Origin of the sequence: Lysinibacillus sp. FSL K6-4013 (genome assembly GCF_038630435.1) — a bacterium.
Classification (GTDB): Bacteria; Bacillota; Bacilli; order Bacillales_A; family Planococcaceae; genus Lysinibacillus; species Lysinibacillus boronitolerans.
On sequence record NZ_CP152031.1, the window covers coordinates 835,045 to 854,728 of the forward strand.

Annotated in this window: 21 protein-coding genes and 2 pseudogenes; 15 read left to right on the forward strand and 8 right to left on the reverse strand. The window is 37.6% G+C overall.

Annotation, left to right across the window (positions count from 1 at the left end; genetic code table 11):
* Window positions 1–113 precede the first annotated feature (113 nt).
* The 6 genes from MHB39_RS03915 to MHB39_RS03940 all read left to right on the forward strand — a co-directional run bounded on the left by MHB39_RS03915 (window position 114) and on the right by MHB39_RS03940 (window position 5,176).
* The gene (locus MHB39_RS03915) at window positions 114–497 is read left to right on the forward strand and encodes a hypothetical protein (protein ID WP_016994337.1); all 384 of its coding nucleotides are present in this window, start codon (window positions 114–116) and stop codon (window positions 495–497) included.
* A gap of 56 nt (window positions 498–553) precedes the next feature.
* Entirely contained in the window at window positions 554–1,225 is a 672-nt protein-coding gene (locus MHB39_RS03920) for a GTP pyrophosphokinase family protein (protein ID WP_004227437.1), read from the forward strand.
* Window positions 1,222–2,016, forward strand: coding sequence for an NAD kinase (locus tag MHB39_RS03925; RefSeq protein WP_016994338.1), 795 nt, complete (start codon window positions 1,222–1,224; stop codon window positions 2,014–2,016). Before MHB39_RS03920 ends, MHB39_RS03925 begins: the two co-directional genes overlap by 4 nt.
* 1 nt (window position 2,017) lies before the next feature.
* A complete protein-coding gene (locus MHB39_RS03930; protein ID WP_342546885.1) occupies window positions 2,018–2,926 on the forward strand; it encodes an RluA family pseudouridine synthase in 909 nt (302 codons plus the stop codon).
* 418 nt (window positions 2,927–3,344) lie between these two features.
* Window positions 3,345–4,721 (forward strand): magnesium transporter, encoded by a 1,377-nt coding sequence (gene mgtE / locus MHB39_RS03935; protein ID WP_048392024.1) that lies wholly within the window; start codon window positions 3,345–3,347, stop codon window positions 4,719–4,721.
* A 53-nt stretch (window positions 4,722–4,774) separates the two neighbouring features.
* On the forward strand, window positions 4,775–5,176 hold the full coding sequence (locus tag MHB39_RS03940; protein ID WP_231595610.1) for a hypothetical protein: 402 nt from the start codon (window positions 4,775–4,777) through the stop codon (window positions 5,174–5,176).
* Window positions 5,177–5,239: 63 nt separating this feature from the next.
* Here the strand turns inward: MHB39_RS03940 and MHB39_RS03945 are convergent, their stop codons facing one another.
* Window positions 5,240–5,764, reverse strand: a complete 525-nt coding sequence (locus MHB39_RS03945; RefSeq protein WP_004230953.1) for a CotY/CotZ family spore coat protein — start codon at window positions 5,762–5,764, stop codon at window positions 5,240–5,242.
* A gap of 133 nt (window positions 5,765–5,897) precedes the next feature.
* On the opposite strand from MHB39_RS03945, the gene MHB39_RS03950 reads away from it, so the two are divergent.
* The 6 genes from MHB39_RS03950 (at window position 5,898) to MHB39_RS03975 (ending at window position 8,738) form a co-directional block, all read left to right on the forward strand.
* On the forward strand, window positions 5,898–6,302 hold the full coding sequence (locus tag MHB39_RS03950) for a YhcN/YlaJ family sporulation lipoprotein (protein ID WP_257961534.1): 405 nt from the start codon (window positions 5,898–5,900) through the stop codon (window positions 6,300–6,302).
* Window positions 6,303–6,758 (forward strand): stage V sporulation protein AC, encoded by a 456-nt coding sequence (gene spoVAC, locus MHB39_RS03955; protein ID WP_016994343.1) that lies wholly within the window; start codon window positions 6,303–6,305, stop codon window positions 6,756–6,758.
* Entirely contained in the window at window positions 6,752–7,747 is a 996-nt protein-coding gene (locus MHB39_RS03960; RefSeq protein WP_036076668.1) for a stage V sporulation protein AD, read from the forward strand. Before spoVAC ends, MHB39_RS03960 begins: the two co-directional genes overlap by 7 nt.
* A gap of 10 nt (window positions 7,748–7,757) precedes the next feature.
* Window positions 7,758–8,123 (forward strand): stage V sporulation protein AE, encoded by a 366-nt coding sequence (spoVAE, locus tag MHB39_RS03965; RefSeq protein WP_016994345.1) that lies wholly within the window; start codon window positions 7,758–7,760, stop codon window positions 8,121–8,123.
* Window positions 8,124–8,188: 65 nt separating this feature from the next.
* The gene (locus tag MHB39_RS03970; RefSeq protein ID WP_009374137.1) at window positions 8,189–8,359 is read left to right on the forward strand and encodes a YjcZ family sporulation protein; all 171 of its coding nucleotides are present in this window, start codon (window positions 8,189–8,191) and stop codon (window positions 8,357–8,359) included.
* Between the two features lie 130 nt (window positions 8,360–8,489).
* Window positions 8,490–8,738, forward strand: coding sequence for a stage VI sporulation protein F (locus MHB39_RS03975; protein WP_004230969.1), 249 nt, complete (start codon window positions 8,490–8,492; stop codon window positions 8,736–8,738).
* 120 nt (window positions 8,739–8,858) lie between these two features.
* Here the strand turns inward: MHB39_RS03975 and MHB39_RS03980 are convergent, their stop codons facing one another.
* The 3 genes from MHB39_RS03980 to MHB39_RS03990 form a co-directional block, all read right to left on the reverse strand.
* On the reverse strand, window positions 8,859–9,287 hold the full coding sequence (locus MHB39_RS03980) for a GNAT family N-acetyltransferase (protein ID WP_026023480.1): 429 nt from the start codon (window positions 9,285–9,287) through the stop codon (window positions 8,859–8,861).
* A 3-nt stretch (window positions 9,288–9,290) separates the two neighbouring features.
* Window positions 9,291–9,806 (reverse strand): YjcG family protein, encoded by a 516-nt coding sequence (locus MHB39_RS03985; RefSeq protein WP_036076666.1) that lies wholly within the window; start codon window positions 9,804–9,806, stop codon window positions 9,291–9,293.
* 83 nt (window positions 9,807–9,889) lie between these two features.
* The gene (locus MHB39_RS03990) at window positions 9,890–10,609 is read right to left on the reverse strand and encodes an alpha/beta hydrolase-fold protein (protein WP_342545889.1); all 720 of its coding nucleotides are present in this window, start codon (window positions 10,607–10,609) and stop codon (window positions 9,890–9,892) included.
* 113 nt (window positions 10,610–10,722) lie between these two features.
* On the opposite strand from MHB39_RS03990, the gene MHB39_RS03995 reads away from it, so the two are divergent.
* Window positions 10,723–11,304 (forward strand): phosphatidylglycerophosphatase A, encoded by a 582-nt coding sequence (locus MHB39_RS03995; protein ID WP_054549790.1) that lies wholly within the window; start codon window positions 10,723–10,725, stop codon window positions 11,302–11,304.
* A gap of 530 nt (window positions 11,305–11,834) precedes the next feature.
* Here the strand turns inward: MHB39_RS03995 and MHB39_RS04000 are convergent.
* The 3 genes and pseudogenes from MHB39_RS04000 to MHB39_RS04010 all read right to left on the reverse strand — a co-directional run.
* On the reverse strand, window positions 11,835–13,646 hold the full coding sequence (locus tag MHB39_RS04000; protein ID WP_342545890.1) for an ABC transporter substrate-binding protein: 1,812 nt from the start codon (window positions 13,644–13,646) through the stop codon (window positions 11,835–11,837).
* A 12-nt stretch (window positions 13,647–13,658) separates the two neighbouring features.
* Window positions 13,659–15,155: an ABC transporter permease gene (locus MHB39_RS04005; protein ID WP_342545891.1), complete on the reverse strand. Its 1,497-nt coding sequence runs from the start codon at window positions 15,153–15,155 to the stop codon at window positions 13,659–13,661.
* 13 nt (window positions 15,156–15,168) lie between these two features.
* A pseudogene (locus tag MHB39_RS04010) lies at window positions 15,169–16,185 on the reverse strand (ABC transporter permease); the annotation flags it as partial.
* Between the two features lie 15 nt (window positions 16,186–16,200).
* Here MHB39_RS04010 and MHB39_RS04015 point away from each other — a divergent pair.
* Window positions 16,201–17,655, forward strand: a pseudogene (locus MHB39_RS04015) (ABC transporter ATP-binding protein); the annotation flags it as partial.
* A 133-nt stretch (window positions 17,656–17,788) separates the two neighbouring features.
* Complete coding sequence (locus MHB39_RS04020) at window positions 17,789–18,409, forward strand: thermonuclease family protein (RefSeq protein ID WP_258860668.1); 621 nt, start codon at window positions 17,789–17,791, stop codon at window positions 18,407–18,409.
* A gap of 304 nt (window positions 18,410–18,713) precedes the next feature.
* Here the strand turns inward: MHB39_RS04020 and MHB39_RS04025 are convergent, their stop codons facing one another.
* Window positions 18,714–19,589: a glycine betaine ABC transporter substrate-binding protein gene (locus MHB39_RS04025; protein WP_342545892.1), complete on the reverse strand. Its 876-nt coding sequence runs from the start codon at window positions 19,587–19,589 to the stop codon at window positions 18,714–18,716.
* Window positions 19,590–19,684 lie beyond the last annotated feature (95 nt).

Consider the following 19,684-nt stretch of genomic DNA (forward strand, 5'->3'; position numbering starts at 1 on the left):
TTTATTTTTTATTTTTCATCCGTTGTTTCGCTCGAATTAATATTTACACACTGCAACTATTTACCCTGTGTGCTAAAATAAGAGGAAGAGTACAACGAAAAGGGGAACCGCATGTGCGTAAAATTTATACAATAGATACATCGAATTTTGAACAAGATCAACTTCATTTTAGTTTAAACGACAATGAAGTAAATTTACAGTTAAAACCTGCTGGACAACTCATTGCAGATTCAGATGATTTTGCATTTATTTATTTACTTGATGCAGGTGACGACTATCATTACTTGCGTTTTCCACCGAGTAGTTGGGAGAATCTTGTACATATTTTACAAAAAGGGAAAAATCCATTGCTACGAATAGGTGAAGAAGTGATTGAGCTGACAAATTTCTACGAGGAATTGGAAATGCTCGTGTATAATATTGAAGGAAATTACAATTATGGGGCAGAATTTGTCCAAGCAGTGGAGCAACACTTCAAGGCTATTCTCGCTGAATAGAAAGACAAAACGAACAGACGGTGGTGTTCGATACCGATTGTCGGGAGGTTTTTACAATGGGACAATGGGAAATATTTTTAAGTCCTTATAAACAAGCAGTAGACGAATTAAAAGTAAAATTAAAGGGCATGCGTTCGCAATTTGGTATTGTAAATGCCAATTCGCCAATTGAATTTGTCACAGGACGTGTCAAGCCTTTAGCAAGTATATATGACAAAACGTTAGAAAAAGGATTAGCTTTTGAGCCTTCTAAACAACTTGGTGATGAACTTGGCGATATTGCTGGCCTTCGGATTATGTGTCAATTTGTTGATGATATCTCAACGGTAACTGAGCTTATTCGACAGCGAAAAGATATGCGTGTAGTGGAAGAACGCGATTATATTACACATAATAAGCCTAGTGGTTATCGCTCCTACCATATGATTGTGGAGTATCCTGTTGAAACTATTCAAGGAAAAAAAGTAGTATTAGCGGAAATACAAATCCGTACACTGGCCATGAATTTCTGGGCTTCAATAGAGCATTCTTTAAATTATAAATATAAAGGCATGTTCCCAGAAGAAATTAAGAATCGCTTGCAAAGTGCTGCCGAGGCGGCATTTCGGTTGGATGAGGAAATGTCATCCATTCGCAGTGAAATTCAAGAGGCACAGGCCTACTTTAGCGAATATAAAGAAGCATCGAATCCTAATTTACTAACGGAGAAGGAGCGTGACGCACAATGAAATTTTCGATTCAATCACGTAGAGATGCACAATCCAATGAGCTGATGGAACTTGCAAAAACCTATTTACAGGATTTTGGCTTAACCTATGATGAAGAGACGCCAGAAATTGTTGTTTCAATTGGAGGAGATGGCACGCTATTGCATGCCTTTCATCGATACGCTCATTTATTAGACCAAGTAGCCTTCGTTGGTATCCATACTGGGCATTTAGGATTTTATGCGGATTGGAAACCATCTGAATTAGAAAAATTAGTTTTATCCATTGCTAAAAAGGACTTTAATGTTGTGGAATATCCACTGCTGGAAGTAAAGGTAGAGCATCATAATGCAGAATCAAATACGTATCTAGCTTTAAATGAAGCAACAGTCAAATCGCCAGATGTTACACTTGTAATGGATGTTGAGTTAAATGGCAATCAGTTTGAACGTTTCCGTGGAGATGGCCTCTGTGTATCCACTCCGTCGGGTAGTACGGCTTATAATAAAGCACTAGGTGGGGCCATCATACATCCTACACTTGCAGCACTTCAAGTTACTGAAATTGCCTCAATTAATAACCGTGTGTTCAGAACAGTAGGATCACCATTAATTTTGCCAGCGCACCATCATTGTGTATTGCGTCCTGTAAATGAACAAAATTTTAATATGACTGTTGATCACTTGCAAATTACACAAGGTGATGTCAAAGCGATAGCGTTTAATGTAGCAAATGAAAAAGTACGTTTTGCCCGTTTCCGACCATTCCCATTTTGGGAGCGAGTGCATGAATCCTTTGTCGCAAATGAATAATATGGATACACGATTTACATTGCAATTTGTGGCGAAGAAAAATGGCCAACTATTACGCGAAGCCCTTCAAGAGTGGCGTATTTCTAAGCGAGCTCTAACCGCTATTAAATTCGATGGTGGTATGTTGACTGTGAATGATGTCGAACGTAATGTAAGGCATATCCTGCAAGCTGGTGATTGTGTGAAAGTAACGTTTCCTCCTGAAGAAAAAAGTGAAGGGCTTGCTATCGAGCATGGAGATTTGTCCATTGTATACGAAGATGATGCCATCTTAGTGCTCAACAAACCAGCTCATCAAAGTACGATACCCTCACGAGAGCATCCAACCAACAGCATTGCAAATTTAGTTTGTGGCTATTTTCAGCAACAAGGATTGGCCTCTACGGCTCATATTGTTACAAGGCTAGACCGAGATACATCAGGTTTACTATGCATAGCTAAGCATGCTCATATTCATCATTTAACAGGGCTTGCTCAGCGTAAGAGAGAGATTTCAAGACAATATGAAGCCATTGTACATGGACATATCGAACAAAACTTTCAATCGATTATAGCTCCGATTGGTCGTAAAGAAGCTAGTATTATTGAAAGAGAAGTACGAGAAGATGGACAATATGCACATACGGATGTAAAGGTTCTGAAGCGTTTTTCACTGGGTGCTGAACCAATGACACATGTACGACTTCAATTGCATACAGGGCGTACACATCAAATTCGCGTGCACATGTCACATCTTGGACACCCACTTGTGGGGGATGACCTTTATGGTGGTAGTCGTCTTCAGATTGATCGACAAGCATTACATTGTGTATCTTTAAGTATGGAGCATCCTTTAACAAGTGTGCCATTACACTTTACAAGTATGCTAAATGAAGACATGCAAAGATTACTGAAGGAATCTTCAGCATAAATTTTTGATAAAAGGAGGTGTTCGCGCAAACGAGCATCTCCTTATCGTTTTTTGAATTAGGTTAAACTGCGTATTTCTTCACGAGGGAGATTCTTAATATCACAGGTTGTATGGTAGGTGAAAATTGGATGTATTGTTTATCTGCGCGTCAACAACAACTATCTTGGAGTTTGGCTAGAGAAGTAGATTATTTTTTACACCTTATTCATAACAAAGTGACAAAGGTAAGGTATAGTAAAATAGAATCGTCATGATTTTAGGCGTAATATTGAATTTTATAAAAATCTGCCCAATTGCTCATAAATATAACTTAAAAAAGAGTTTGCAGAAAAGGTACATTACACTCTATTATATAGAAGGTAGATTTACGGCAGCATTGCCCGTAAAATGATTGAAAGCTCGGAAGGAGGGGACAAGCATGATAGAGGAAAGAAATGAAAAGGATGATGTGCAATTTGATGAGGCACATCTACGAGAAATGCTGGAAGCACATAATATTGACGCATTCCGTGATGAGTTTTTAGAACTTCATCCATATGATCAGGCAACGTTTTATGAAAAGGTGGAACCTGATATAAGGAAAATCATCTATTCGTTCTTGTCTCCGACAGAAATGGCTGATATTTTTGAGGCAATCGATATTGAAGATGATGAGTATAAAGCATATCTTGCTGAAATGGATCCATCATACGGTGCAGAAATGCTATCTCATATGTATGCGGATGATGCGGCAGATGTCTTAAATGAACTGGATACAGCACAGCGCGAAAGCTATTTAGAAATGATGGATGAAGAAGCGGCAGAAGATATTAATGAGCTACTAAGCTACGATGAATATACTGCTGGCTCTATCATGACCACTGAATATGTCGCTATACCAGAAAATTCAACAGTTCGTTCAGCTATGGCTATTTTGCGTAAAGAGGCACCAGATGCAGAGACCGTTTATTATATTTTTGTTGTGGATGAAGAACATCGTCTAACGGGTGTTATTTCGTTACGTGATTTAATCATTGCTGACGAGGATACACTTATTCGTTCCATTATGAATGAACGTGTCGTGATGGTACATGTAGGCGATGACCAAGAAGAAGTCGCGCAAATTATGAAGGATTATAATTTTTTAGCGACACCTGTTATTGATGATAAAGGAGAATTACTTGGTATTATCACGGTTGACGATATTATTGATGTTATTGATGAAGAGGCTTCTGAGGATTACTCTAAATTAGCTGGTATTTCGGATATGGATAAATTTGATGTAACACCATTCCAAGCAGCTAAAAAACGTTTGCCATGGCTAGTAGTTCTACTGTTTCTAGGTATGTTAACAGCTAACCTAATGGGGCAATTTGAGGATACTTTAGATAAGGTTGCCTTACTAGCGGTCTTTATTCCATTAATTTCAGGAACTTCAGGTAATAGTGGAACACAGGCATTGGCCGTGGCCATTCGAGGGATTGCAACAGGTGATGTAGAAGAACATAGTAAATTGAAGTTACTATTACGTGAAGCAGGTACTGGCTTAATGTCAGGCATTGTTTGTGGATTAATTGTTATTGGGATCGTTTATTTTTGGAAACATGAACTTGTCCTAGGTATGTTAGTAGGGGCAGCGCTTTGTGGTTCTATTTTAGTGGCAACATTAGCTGGTTCATTTATTCCATTGTTAATGCATCGACTAAAAATTGACCCTGCTGTTGCATCAGGACCCTTTATTACTACATTAAATGATATTACAAGTATTTTAATTTATTTGGGCTTAGCGACAGTTTTCTTAAGCCAAATAGGCTAAGAACCAATTTGCTTACTTTCGCATATTGTATGGAAAAAAGGGAAGTGAGTAAAGTGGATCAAGAACCACGCTTGTTTATAAAATCACCATCATATTTTTTAAATATTTCTAAGGTGTTACATGAACTTGATTTGGATGAAAGTACATCTGTCTATGTAAAGGACACTATGTTCGATGAGCAAATAGTTGAAGAAAAAAATGAGACAGTGGATGAAGTACAAATAGATCCTTATTTACTGAAACAGCTCCAGTTTTTAGAAAAACCATTTCGTCAGAGAGCCTATCAGCCATTATTAGTTTGTTTAAAGGATGGTAGAAAATTAACTGGGACAGCTTCAGATGTACAGAATGATTCTTTAATGCTCACATCATTAGAATTAAAAATACAGGAAATCATTCATTTTGAAGATATACAGCAAATACTTTGGCGAGGAAGAAAATTGCCAACTTTATAAAAAAAGTGTACAGCAGAGGATGCTGTACACTTTTTTTATGTGTGTGTGTCAAAGGTGAAAGAATTAGTCACAAATCCCTAAGTCAACATCAGCGATACATTGTACAGCGCAGAAGCAAGATAAATCCACAGTAATACAGCTATCTGTTGAGCTCCAGTCATCTACTTTACAGATTTTCTTCATGTTGATACAACAACCATCTTTGCTTAGTAAGTCTACTGTACTTTCACTAGAGTCAAATGTACATAATGGCTCTAAAACACGTAAAGTAGCACAGCATTCATCAAACATATCTTCTACACGGAAGAATACGGATGTACAAATACAAGGATCTGCTGTTGGAGAGTTAAAGAATGCTTTGAAAGGAGTACCATCTTTTGTAATTAACATGAAGACACGTGTATCTGCTTGTGAGCGTGCAGGACTAACAATCCCGCCTAGTGGTTCTAAGAAACAGTTTGCTGTACATGGAGAACACTCATCTCGCACCGCTTGATTTTGAATATCTAAAATAGCGCGAACTACGTCACAAACGCAGCCTGCTGAATGGATTGGTCCAATAGGATTTGTTGGCTTACCACAACCCATTTTGTCACCCCCTTTCCTTGTTACTACTTCTACAATATGTACTTTTGAAAACTGGACTCGGGCTTTTGTGTATTTCTTTGAATGAATAGTTTTTTTATGTGTGGAGAAACTGTAAAGAAAAGGAGGGTAAAACTTGAGGCTATTAGGAATGACGTTACCTCTCTTAGTTGTTTTATCGCTGTTAAATGGTTGTGCTGAAAAGGAAAAATTTATCGTCTATGGGTCTACACAAAATGAAAGTGAAGTCGAAGCCCTTATAAAAGAAGAAGACTATGTTGATCGTTCAACGGTTATCCAATATGACGATAGTATGCTTGTTGCAGTACAAATTAAACCATGGGAGAAGTGGAAAAAAACTAAGTTAGAGAAAAAGTTGCAAAAGAAATTTGAAAAGAAATATCCAAACAAGGATGTGTTTGTCTCCGCTGATTACAAAATTTTTTATGAAGCCAATAAAATAAAAAAGGATCAGATGGAAGATACTAAATTAAGCGATAAAATTACAGAACTAAAAGAACTTGCAAAGGAGGAGACATAAATGGAAAAAGAGCAATATCAACAGTTAGAGCAAAATGTTACACCAAAGCCCCCTTATTTAAAGAATGTAGCAAAGGCCTTTTTCGTTGGTGGTTTTATTTGTGCAATTGGTCAAGCTGTGTCTCTTTTTTATATTATTTTCTTCAATTTTACAGAGGCGACAGCAGGAAATCCAACTGTTGCAACAGTGGTGTTTTTTTCCATGATTTTAACAGGTCTTGGCCTTTATAAAAGAATTGGTCAATTTGCTGGGGCTGGATCGGCAGTACCAGTAACAGGCTTTGGTAATGCTGTTGTTTCGGCAGCTATTGAGCATCGTTCTGAAGGGTTAGTATTGGGAGTCGGCGGAAATTTATTTAAATTAGCAGGATCGGTTGTATTATTTGGTGTAGTGTCTGCGTTTTTTGTAGCACTCATTAAGTATATCCTCGTAACGATAGGAGTGGTTTCATGGTAATTTTATTTCAAACGAAGCCCTCTCTTTTAGCTGGTGGAGTGGTAGCGGGTCCATTAGAGAATCGGAGTGTTTTTAGTCAGTATTTTGACTCCGTTTATGATGATGAACGTTGGCAAATGAAAACAAATGAACAGGGTCATCGCAAAATGATTGAAGAAGCCTGTGAATATGCTATGAAAAAAATGGGTGTACAAAAAGGTGATATCGATTATTTGATGGGCGGAGATTTAGTCAATCAAATGACACCGACTAATTTTGCTGCTAGAGATTTAGAAATTCCTTTTATTGGACTATTTTCTGCATGTGCCACTTCCGTTTCTTCAGTAATTATTGCATGCCTATTAACAGAGTTAGGTGCTGCTAATTTTTCATTAGCAGGTGCCTCTAGTCAACATAATGCAATTGAACGCCAGTTTCGTTACCCGATCAATTATGGAGCACAAAAACCACAAACAGCTCAATGGACTGTAACTGCTGCTGGTTATGCGCTAATTGGGAAACATCGCGAGGAGTATCCATCTATAGAAGCAGCAACAATTGGGAAGTCCGTTGACTATGGTATGGATGATCCTTTCCATATGGGTGCTGCAATGGCACCTGCAGCTTTTCAGACGATTCAATCTCATTTACAACAGAGAAACCAAAAAATTTATCATTATGATTTAATTTTAACAGGCGATTTGGGCCAGCTTGGCTTAAAGCTATTAAAAGGAATGCTTGTAGAAAATGGCGTGAAAAATGAAGAGCTCACGTTATTACGTGATGCAGGTGCTGAATTTTATGGACAGGATGAAGCATTCCAATCTGGTGCAAGTGGAGCAGGCTGTTCGGCAGCTGTTTTTTTTAGTTATGTTATTCAACAAATGCGTGCAGGGAGCTATAAGCGAGTATTACTAGTAGCAACGGGGGCGCTATTATCCCCGCTATCCTATCAGCAAGGCGAGACGATTCCATGTACGGCACATGCGATAGAAATTACGATGAAATGAGGCAAAAAACATGGTTATGACTTTTATATTTGCATTTATTGTTGGAGGCATTATTTGCGTCATAGGCCAATTATTAATGGACGTTGGCAATTTAACACCTGCACATACATTAAGTACGTTAGTGGTTGTAGGCGCTATATTGGATGGTATGGGCTTATATGAGCCATTAATTAATTTTGCTGGAGCAGGTGCGACTGTACCCATTACATCCTTCGGGAATTCATTAACACATGGTGCTCTGGCAGAGGCAGAAAAACATGGACTTGTAGGCGTATTAACAGGCATGTTCGAGGTAACAAGCTCAGGAATCAGTGCTGCTATTGTGTTCGGCTTTATTGGTGCATTAATATTTAGACCAAAAGGAAATATTGACTAGACGAATACCCCTCCCATTTTTACGACCGAAACATATTATAGGTTGTAGAAGGGAGGGGTGCTTTTATGGGATACCAAGGCTGGGGCTCACAACCGTATGGAAATAACGTTGGTGGGTGGAACAATAGCTACTGCGGAGGTTACTCTGGAGGCAATAACTATGGTTATGGTTCTACATTTGTTCTAATTGTTGTACTATTCATTTTATTAATTATTGTTGGCGCTACTTACATCTAATTTGATGAACATAATAAAGGCTTTAGCTTTTATTTAGGAAATTCTAAATAAAGTTAAGGCCTCCACCATTTGCGAAATGTTTCGTGCAAGACGCAAGGTCATTTTGAGTTTTAATGATAGGAGGGAAAACATGCATCGCTCGTTTTTTAATTCGATTGAGCAAAAAACAGGTGTATCGATGGATGAAATCTTCGCATTAGCCAATGCCATTCAACATGCGGATTTTACCAGTGAAAAACAAGTAAGAAAAATTGTACGAAGAGTTGCTAAAATATCTAACAGATCGATTACGCAAGAGTTAGAAGATAAATTAGTACAATCTATTATTCAAGATGGCGCATCACTAGATTTCGATAAAATCACTAGAATGATGAAGTAGCGCATGGCATATCTACTTGGCAATGCAGCTTGTTACGATAGAGTAGATAAATGGTGGCAAGCGAATTCGTCTCATAAAAAAGGGGTGTTACGACATTATAAATATCGTAACACCCTTTCATTAAATGTTCTTCTCCATAGCACGGTGTGGAATACCTGCATCCATAAACTCGGGTGAGGTAACTGTAAAGCCTAGCTTTTCGTAGAAGGGAATAGCATAGCTTTGTGCATGAAGTTTTAAGGTTTTTTTATTAATGGAAATAGCGTGCTTCTCCATTTCCTTCATAATTAATGCACCTAACTTTTTGCCACGTTGGGATTGTAAAATACAAACACGCTCAATTTTAGCTGTATTGTTGTCAATACTGCGTAAACGTGCTGCTCCAACAGGCTCATCGTTATCATACATAATAAAATGTGTTGCAGTTGCATCTTCAGCATCACATTCTAGATGAAGCGGAACACCTTGCTCTTCAACAAATACTTTTTTGCGAATGGCAAAGGCATCATCGTGTTCTTGCTTTGTTTCAACAATTTTAACGGTATACAACAATCACTCAGCTCCAGACAAACGGAATGTTTCGTATGTTGTCCATGAACCATCTTCTAATTGATATAAAAGATGAATGCGATCAATTGTATCTTTTTCATCAACGCCCGTCATGCGTAATTGACCAAAAATGTCATCATGCTCTGAGTCTGTCATTTTTTGAGCGATTGTAATATGTGGAACAAATACATGTTTCATTTCCCCATGAGGGATTTTTTCTTGAAGCTCATGTTGGAATGCTGCTAATTGTTCTGTTGGTTCAATGCGGAAGTAAATCGCATTTGTTGTAGGGAAAAACGAACTAATGCGAGATGCATGAATGTTTAAAGGTGCATATTTGGCAGCAAGTTCATCTAATTGCTTGACGATGGTTTGAATCTCTTCTTCAGACGCATCGAAGCTGTCCTTTAATGTCATATGCGGTGTAATCTTTGCATAATGAGGATCGTATCGTTTACGATAAGTATTCGCTAAATCTTGCAATTTTTTTGATGGAAATGCCACAATACCGTACTTCATAGTCCATTACCTCCCGAAAATAAACAATTTTTCTAATTAAGTATAACAGAAATTTCAGTTTTCGTAATTTGAATCGCTTCATATTAATTGAAATTTTCAATTAATGCACGTCGAAGGTCTGGTTTCCAATATTTCCATGTATGATTACCATCGAACTCGTCATAAAATGTAGTAAACCCTTTATTTATCATGAGATCATGCAATTGACGATTAGGTGTTAAAAAATCTTTGATGGTTTTATCCATTGTCACAACCCGATCCTCGCCTTTGCCTACGATATGGTAAATAGAAATAGATCCTGGATCTTTAAAATTTTCCACGGCCTTTAATACATCAGCATCTACATAAGGTGATTGTAGAATGACTTTGCCAAAGATGCTTGGGTACTTTAAAGCAGCCATTAAGGAAGCAGTAGCAGCCATAGAGTCACCAATCACTCCACGACTCATACCCATTTGGTAAGTGGCATACTCCTGATCTAAATAAGGCACTAGCTCATGTGCTAAAAAGCGAAGATAGGCTTCATGTTGCTCACCGCTCGGGATATATTTATGACGTCGATCTTTTATGTCTTTGTAAGGAACAAATGCAATAATTAAATTTTCGATTTCATAGTCATCAATCAGTTCATCAGCTAGCTTTGTAATACCACCAAGTTGGAAATAATCTTTACCGTCTGATGCGATTAAAATGTTGTATTTATATAGTGGAGAATAATTTGCAGGAACATAAATATAAAGCTGTAATTCTTCCTGTAATGACTCACTGTAAAATGTTAAATCCTGTACTGTTCCCTTATCCAATGATGACACTCCTTCTTGTGTTTGTAACAAAATTGTACCATATTACGTAAGTAAAGGTATAATAGGTTGGGCTAGCATTATACTAGCAATAAAAATCGAAATGAGGGTTAAATATGCATAATAAAAGTATTCGTGTGCACTCTGACGAAGTAGCAAAGGCAGCTCAAGCCGCGTTAATTCGTAGAGGTGTAGCGATAGAGGATATCGCGCAAATTGTTTACGAAATGCAAAAAACCTATAATGAAGGTTTAACACTAGAGCATTGTGTTCATTCTGTTGAACGTGTATTACGTAAGCGAGAAGTGCAACATGCTTTATTAGTAGGGATTGAATTAGATGAATTAGCAGAGAAAAAATTATTATCTTCACCACTACAACAAATTATCGAATCAGATGAAGGTTTATTTGGTGTAGACGAAACAATTGCACTAGGATCTGTATTTACATATGGCAGCATTGCCGTTACTACTTTTGGTCACTTAGACAAGCAAAAAATAGGGATTATAAAAAAACTAGATACAGAACCCGGACATCATGTCAACACGTTCTTAGATGATTTGGTTGGTAGTATAGCAGCTTCAGCGGCTTCACGTATTGCACATCGTATGCGTGACCTAGAAGAAGAAGGCGAAACATTCGCTGATATCGAACCTGAAGAGCTAGGACCAAAACCAAAATCACATAATGAAATATAAAATGAGTTTCTTCTATTAAAAAAAGCCTTCTCAAATTTTGAGAAGGCTCTCATGTTGTTGAAAAAAGATAATGTCAAAGGCAGAAAAAGCAGCTTTGCAAGGTGAGGGGTTGATTTCCGTTCCGCCAGCGTCCTTTCCAGGGGGCGTCCGATGAGCCGCTTCACTCACTTCCGTTCGCTCCAGGGTCTCATCTGTGACGCTAACTCCACTCCAACCAAAATGTCTTTACTTTTTTCATGCTAGCATAGCAATCAAATAGTCCAATATCTGTATTCTTAGGGGGATGGGATTTTTATTTTCAATATGGAGAAGGGATGTGTGACAACACCTCTCCATAAAAAGTAGTGAAGACCTTTGCTAAAAAGGTAACACTTTTGTAGGTTGGAGTAGAAGGCTACTTGACTCTCATGGAATAGCTAGCCCACAGGAAAGCAAGTAGCCTGCAACGGAAATCCAATTCTTTCAATTGAATGTTTTGTTTTTCAATACTAATAGAGCCTTCTCAAATTTTGAGAAGGCTCTAATTTATTTTACTTTTTATCGTTATATGCTTTTACAAATTCTTTTACTTTTTCGCTATCTGCTTGAAGTTTTAAACCAGTATCAATTAATGGAGAGACTGTGGATACAGCTGGTTTTTTATTGCCTTGATAATAGCTAATGAATTCATCTTGGTTAATAGAGTATAGAATTGCTTTACGTAAATCTGCAGAATCAGAAACTGCACGGCCAGATGTATTCAATTGTAGGTAGGACACAGCATTACTATCTGCCGTATTTAATGTTAATTTCGTATCTGATTTGACAATATCCAGTTTCGTTTCTGGTACTGTTTGCAGAACATGAATTTCACCATTACGTAATGCAGATAGGGCACTATCAACATCAGAGATAAAACGAACATTGATTTTAGCAATTTTCGGCTCGTATTCGCTGCCAGAACGATATGCAGGGTTTTTCACAAACTGTGCTTCATAATCATTTTTTTTCACCAAAATGTAAGGACCACTTGCATATAGCTGGTTATTGAATGTTGCTGAACCTTCCGTTACAGTAGCTTGATCACCATAGGCAATGTCTTTGTCAGGATTATAACTAGCTACATCATACGTATTAATACTTGTTACTTGTTTTTCAGATACGATACCACCAGATTGGTGTGCTAAGTAATTTAATACTTGTGGGAAAGGTGTAGGTGTTGTAATTTTAACAACTTGGTATGCACCTGATGCATTATTAACAGCACCTTTATCTTTTGCTAATTGCGCTACAGAAGCAGGTAGGTTTTGTGATAATGCTTCTAAAACGGATTGCTCAGAGCCTGCTACTTTTTTATTTTGTAATTCGGATAAATCAGAAACGATTTCGACTGTTTCAATATTTTCATGAATGCTGTAGGTACGATGATCCGGTACTGAATTAGCATCTTTTGCACGGTTTAGTGAGAAGACTACATCCTCAGCCGATACTAATTCACCTGTATCAACAGCTGCACCATCTTTCACAGCAGCAAAATTGATATCATCGCGTAAAATGAAGTAATATTCTTGATTCCCTTCAGCCATTACATGGTTATAAGATAATGAACCATCTGACACAACCTCATCTGTGTCTGTTAAGTTAACAAGACGAACATACATATTCGTGTTTAATGTGTTGATTGAACCATCATTCCCTTTAATCGGATCAAGTGAAGTAAGAGAATTGATTGTTTGGTGCAAAATTAAAGGTTCTGTTGCATTTTTAGATGGATCATTAAATTCGATTTTTTCCCAAACTTGTGCACGAGATTTTGGTAAAAGAACTGTTTTAGGGTTAACAAGTTCAGAATAGATACCTTGATACTTATTGGAAATATATAAAGGCGCAATATAAGCCTGATCGAATACTAATAATTGCTCTAAATCTTTATATTTAGCTGCAGCTTCTTCACCAGTCAATGTGCTCGCTTCATCAATCAACGCATCTAGTTTTGAATCTGCCACCACACTGTAGTCACCGCCAGTTTTAAATAAACCACGAACAGCATAGTCAGGGTTCCCTGTAACTGTCGTCCAACTTGAAAGAGCAAGATCATAGTTACCTGCTTCTTTTTGAGCAGAGAAAGAACCGTAATCTGGTTGAATGTTAAGTTTTACATCAAAACCATTTTTCACTAATTGGTCACGTACAATGTTCATGTCTTCTTCAGAAGCTGCCATGCCTAATACTTCAATGGCAATCTTGCCATTGCTCTTGTCACTATCTTTTGAATCTTTACTGCCTTCTACGTCAGTTTTTGTTTGTACACAGCCAGCCAAAGCTAGTACTGCAACGAATAAAAATACAAGTAATTTCTTCATAGTTACCTCCGATTAATTTGTTTTTGGATCTAAAGCATCTCGTAAACCATCTCCTAAGAAGTTAAAGGAGAGGACAAGAAGCATAATACAAAGACCTGGGAAAATCGCGACATATGAATGTGTTTCCAGGTACGTACTACCAACTTTTAAAATATTGCCCCATTCGGGAATATGCGGCTTAATACCAAGCCCTAAAAAACTTAAACTACTCGTTGAAATAACAGCTCCACCAATCGTTAATGTTGCTTTCACAATCATTGGTGCTAAAGAATTGGGGACAATGTGCTTGAAAATAATAGCTGCATCAGATGCACCTAAAGCTCTAGCCGATTCTACAAACTCATAATTAGCAAGCTGCATAACATTTGCCCGCATTGTACGGGCATAGGTTGGAATTGCTCCAACACTAAGTGCAATAATAAGATTCACAGTATTAGCACCAAATGCGGCGATGATAGCAATGGCTAACAATATTCCAGGAATGGCATATAAAATATCGAGACTTCGCATGATGATATTATCAGTGGACTTACCGTAATAGCCTGAAAAAGCTCCTAATGCGCCGCCAATAACTGCGGGGATAATCGTGGAGAAAAATCCGACGATTAACGATATTTGTGCCCCGAATACTATACGAGAAAATAAGTCTCGGCCATAATTATCTGTACCTAATGGGTATTCTAATGTCGGTGTTTGTAGCAATGCTCCATAATTATTTTCCGTAGCGAAATCATAGTCGAAAGTCCAAGAGCTTGTAACGGACAATGAGAACATGAAAATGATAAAGAATAAACCGAATACAGCCATCGTATTGCGTAAAATCTTCTCCCATATTTTTTGCCATTTCTCAATAGAAGATGGATTTGCCTTTCGAGCCTTTTGAATAAGGCTATATCCTAATAAAGTCGCAAATAGATTACCAGTGAAAGTCGCCAATAGTAGGACAATACCTGGAATGAGCATCCATTTAGGTGCCTCAGTTGCTGTGACGTATTTTGTACATAAAATGGCCATCACGATATAAAGAAGTGAGAGTACTAAGAAAACGCCCATTGCCAGTAAAAAGGTATCTGTTACATATGGCTTAAATAAATTTAATGCTGCAATACCTAAGATGAATAGTTGTGTTATAAAGGCATAGGCAGCAAAAGTATATTCTGCAGTCTTTCTTTTTGACACAAGCATAAATGCAAAGGATGTCGAAAAAATATTGCCTGACAGTATCGTTATTAAAAGGGGATAGCCAAACATTCGAGTGGTTTTTTGAATGTCACCATACTTGGCTAAATCCTTTTTAATTCGCAAATTCACGAAGGCAACATATGCCGTGGTAATGGCATAAATAATAAAAAAGAGCAGAACAACAGGTCGCCAGCTATTGCTGGAAAAATTATAGCTATAGGCTAGAAATAGTAAAGAAAACAGTAAGGAAAAGACAAAGGTAAAATGAGAATTGACATATTCCTGTGTAATCTTCAAGAGTAGTTTGACATGTAAGATGTTTTTCACAGGCGATCCTCCTTTAAGACTTCTTCATTTTCGAGCGAATGCGTGGATCAAAAAAGGCATACATGATATCAATGAATAAATTGACAATTGAAATGGTGATGGCGATATAAACAACGCCCCCAAGAATGGCCGGAATATCAGGGATAAATTGTTTATCGACGATATAGCTACCTATCCCACTAATGTTGAATACCTTTTCTGTTACAGATGCGCCTCCCAACATACCTCCAAAAAGAAGTCCAATCACCGTAATAATCGGAATCATAGCATTGCGAATGGCATGTTTTGAAATCACTTTGAATTCATTTAAGCCCTTTGCTTTTGCTGTAATAATGTAATCCTCATGAATCACCTCAAGCATACTTGACCTTGTCATCCTAGCAATAGATGCCGTAATCGATGTTCCCAAAACGACAATTGGCATGATGAGCGATAGCCAATTATGAGGGTTATAGGTAGCTGGAAACCATTGTAGCTTTAGAGCGAACGTCAAAATAAAAATTAAACCTTGCCAAAAGCTCGGAATGGATAAACCGATTAAAGCAATAAACATAAATGTATAATCCAAATATGAATTTGGACGAACAGCTGAAATAATACCGACTGGAATGGCAATAGCAATAGCCATTAGCAACGACAATACGGCGATTTCAAGAGTGACAGGAAATTTAGTAGCAATGCTGTGTGTGATATCTTCTTTACCTGCAAAGGATGTACCTAAATCAAATGTAAATAGGCCCGATAATGCGTTCCATAGCTGTGATAAATAAGGTTGATCTAAACCATGAATGCGATTAAAGTTCACTATTTGCTCGGGTGTTGCTTCAACTCCGAGTAGATTTCTTGCTGGATCAAATGGTGATAAATATAAAATGGTAAACACTAATGTAGCCACACCAACAATCACAATAAAGCTTTGTAAAATACGTTCAATGATAAATTGCAGAAATGGATTCGCAAATAAGATAAGTACTACATAAAATAAAACAGCTGGTAGAAAGGTAAGAGCCACAAAACGTTTGTTAGTTAATTGCTGATTAAAAAATTGATTTTCCAAGATCCAATGACATCCACAAACCCTACTATACGAATAGGTGATCAAGTGGCTGAAAGTTTAATCAAGCATCAGTCAATGTCAAAAACTGAGGCCTATCAACAAACAATAGAATTATTAAAACTGGTTGGTATTAGAGACGCAGAAGAACGGTATCGACAATACCCTCATGAATTTTCAGGTGGTATGCGTCAACGCGTAATGATTGCAATGGCGCTTGCTTGTAATCCCTCGCTGCTTATTGCAGATGAACCAACAACAGCATTGGACGTTACGATTCAAGCTCAAATCCTAAAATTAATGCGCGATATGCAAAAGAAAATGGGAACGTCTATTATTTTAATTACACACGATTTAGGTGTAGTTGCAGGTATGTGTGATCGCATCATCGTGATGAAAGAAGGAGAAATAGTTGAACAGGGCACAACAGAAGAAATTTTTGCAAATGCCCAGCATCCGTATACCAAGAAATTATTAAATGCGTTACCAAAGCTGCATGAGAAAAAGCAGCCAAAAGAGATTGCTACAATTCAGCCAGGTATCGATCGACATAAGCCGTTAATCGAAGTAACCCATCTGTCCAAAGAATTTCCATTAGGCCGTGGTCAAACGTTGAAAGCAGTGAACGATTTATCATTCTACATATATCCTGGTGAAACATTGGGCTTGGTTGGTGAATCTGGTTCAGGTAAATCGACTACAGGTAGGACGATTCTTCAGCTTCATCAGCCTACAAATGGAGAGGTACTATATCAAGGAATACCTGTAACAAGGTTATCGAAAAAACAGCTAAAGGCAATGCGTCGCCATATGCAAATTATTTTCCAAGATCCTTATTCATCGTTAAATCCTCGCAAAAAAATCTTAGACATTATTGGCGAGGCTCTTGATATTCATGGTCTGGTGAGGACACATGAAGAGAGGCGACAACGGGTAGAGGAATTGCTTGAACTTGTCGGTTTGAAGAAAGAGCATGCCATGCGGTATCCTCATGAATTTTCAGGAGGTCAGCGTCAACGAATCGGTATTGCAAGAGCGTTAGCAGTTGAGCCAAACTTTATTGTTTGTGATGAACCATTATCAGCACTGGATGTTTCCATTCAAAGGCAGATTGTTGATTTATTAAAAGAATTACAACAAAAGCTTGGATTGACGTATTTATTTATTGCTCATGATTTATCCATGGTGAAGCATATCAGCGATCGTGTAGCCGTCATGTATGGTGGGAAGATTGTAGAACTGGCAGAAAGTGAAGAGCTATATGCTAACCCACAACATCCATATACACGTGCATTATTACGCTCCATTCCTATTCCAGATCCTGCAATAGAGAAACAGAAGTATAGTGAGGCTGAACATGCAGAAGATGTGAAAATACGTTATGAGGTAGAAAATAGTCAACTAGTAGAGGTTTCTCCTAATCATTGGGTAGCTGTGACTCGATGATAGCTTGAATGTAGTAGCTTGATATTTTACAATAGAAACATCGTGTAACTTGTTATCTTCGTGATAATGAGGTACACACCTTATACGAACCGCTCGTATAAGAAATGATGATTAGTTGTGAGGGGCCTACTACATGAAAATGCAAGATATAAAAACATTAATAACAAGTGGTACGATTATTTTGGCTGTAGCATTGTACATGATATTTGGCAGATCACCTGCGGAAGATCAAGATACTAATTCAGTTACAGATCAGCAAGGTACTATATCCATTGAACAGGTGGAAGAAAAAACAGGAAATAAACGCTTTGAGCTAGACTATATTAAAGCATATGATGGAGATACGATTCAGGCGACAATTAATGGTGAGAAACGAAAAATTCGTCTGTTAATGGTGGATACACCTGAAATGAATTACAACAAAGGTGGCGCCCAACCATATGCTGAACAAGCAAAAGAGTATACGATCAATTTAATGGAAAAGGCTAAAAAAATTGAAGCGGTCTATGATGTTGGACCAGAAACAGACAATTATGATCGTCTTCTAGCCTATGTGTTTGTAGATGATGTATTATTGCAAGAATCTTTATTAAACGAAGGACTTGCAGTTGTACGTTATATTCATAAGCCAAACAACACATTCGAAGATGCCTTTAGAGCTATTCAACAAAAAGCTCAGAATGCAAAATTAAATATTTGGTCACATGATGACTACTTCCAAAACGATGGTTTCCATCCTGAAGTAGTTCAATAATCTACCCCTTTACTATACGCTTTTTAAAGGATAATTTTTTAATAGCTGCTAGGCAGTAGCTTCTATGTTGAAATATGGCGATTTCATTCGCAGAAACTTTTGACAAGGTGAGAGGGCGTCCGATAAGCCGTACACTCAAAATATTGGAATTAAAAATCTAATGTTGGGGTGCTAGTTCATAATTACGCTTCTGAACCCCCTCATTTTTGGGAACGTTTAAAATTGTAGACGGCTCATTCTATTATAGAATGAGCCGTCTACAGTCTGAATCCATTTACTAATGAGTAGTAAATGGATTCTCTTTTTATGCATCCACATCTTTCGTCCATTCGGCTACTTTATCTGGATTGTTATCAATCCATTTTTTCGCAGCTTCTGTGGCACTCATACCTTCCATAATATCAAACATTACACTTTCTATATCGTCGGCACTCCAGTTGAAACGGTCAAGGACACGATAGGCTTCAGGGGCATCCTCTTTTAAACCATTTCGCGCAAAAGTGCCAATATATTCTTCTGTTCCATATAAGCCTTTCGGGTCATCTAAATACTTTAAATCATAGGCATTAAAGATCCAGTGTGGTGACCAGCCTGTAATGATGATTTCTTCATTATTGGAAATGGCTTGGCTAAGGGCTGCGGTCATTGCACCAGCAGACGAGGTCAATACATTCCAACCTTCCAGATTCTTATATTCCTTATAGGCATTTTCAGTCGTAGCCATCATATTGGCTCCTGGTTCTATCCCAGTAATGGTTTGATTAGCTTGGTTTGTTAAATCTTCAATAGAATCGACATCCATATAACTTGGAACGACTAAACCAATCTTAGCACCCGTTAGATTTTCACCTAAATTCTCTATTTTATCTTTGTATTTCTCTACTTGTGGGGCATGTGTTTGCGGTAACCAGGCAGATACCATACCGTCTACCTCTCCGTTTGCAAGTGCCTCCCACATGATCCCATTGTCTAAAGGCGTCAATGTTACCTTATATCCTAATTCCTCTAATACTTGTCCTACTACATGTGTAGAAGCAACCTCAGTATCCCATTCAACATATGCTAAATTGATTTCACCTTTATCATTATTCTTTGTATCCTCTTTTTCTGAACCACATGCAGTTAACACTAAAATGCATATAAATACTATACCTATTTTCAATAATTTTATGATTCTCATATTACATCTCCTTTCTATTATTTCTTACATATAAGTAAAAATATTTACAAGTAACAACTTAATTTTATAAACAAGTTGTTACTTTTGTCAAATTG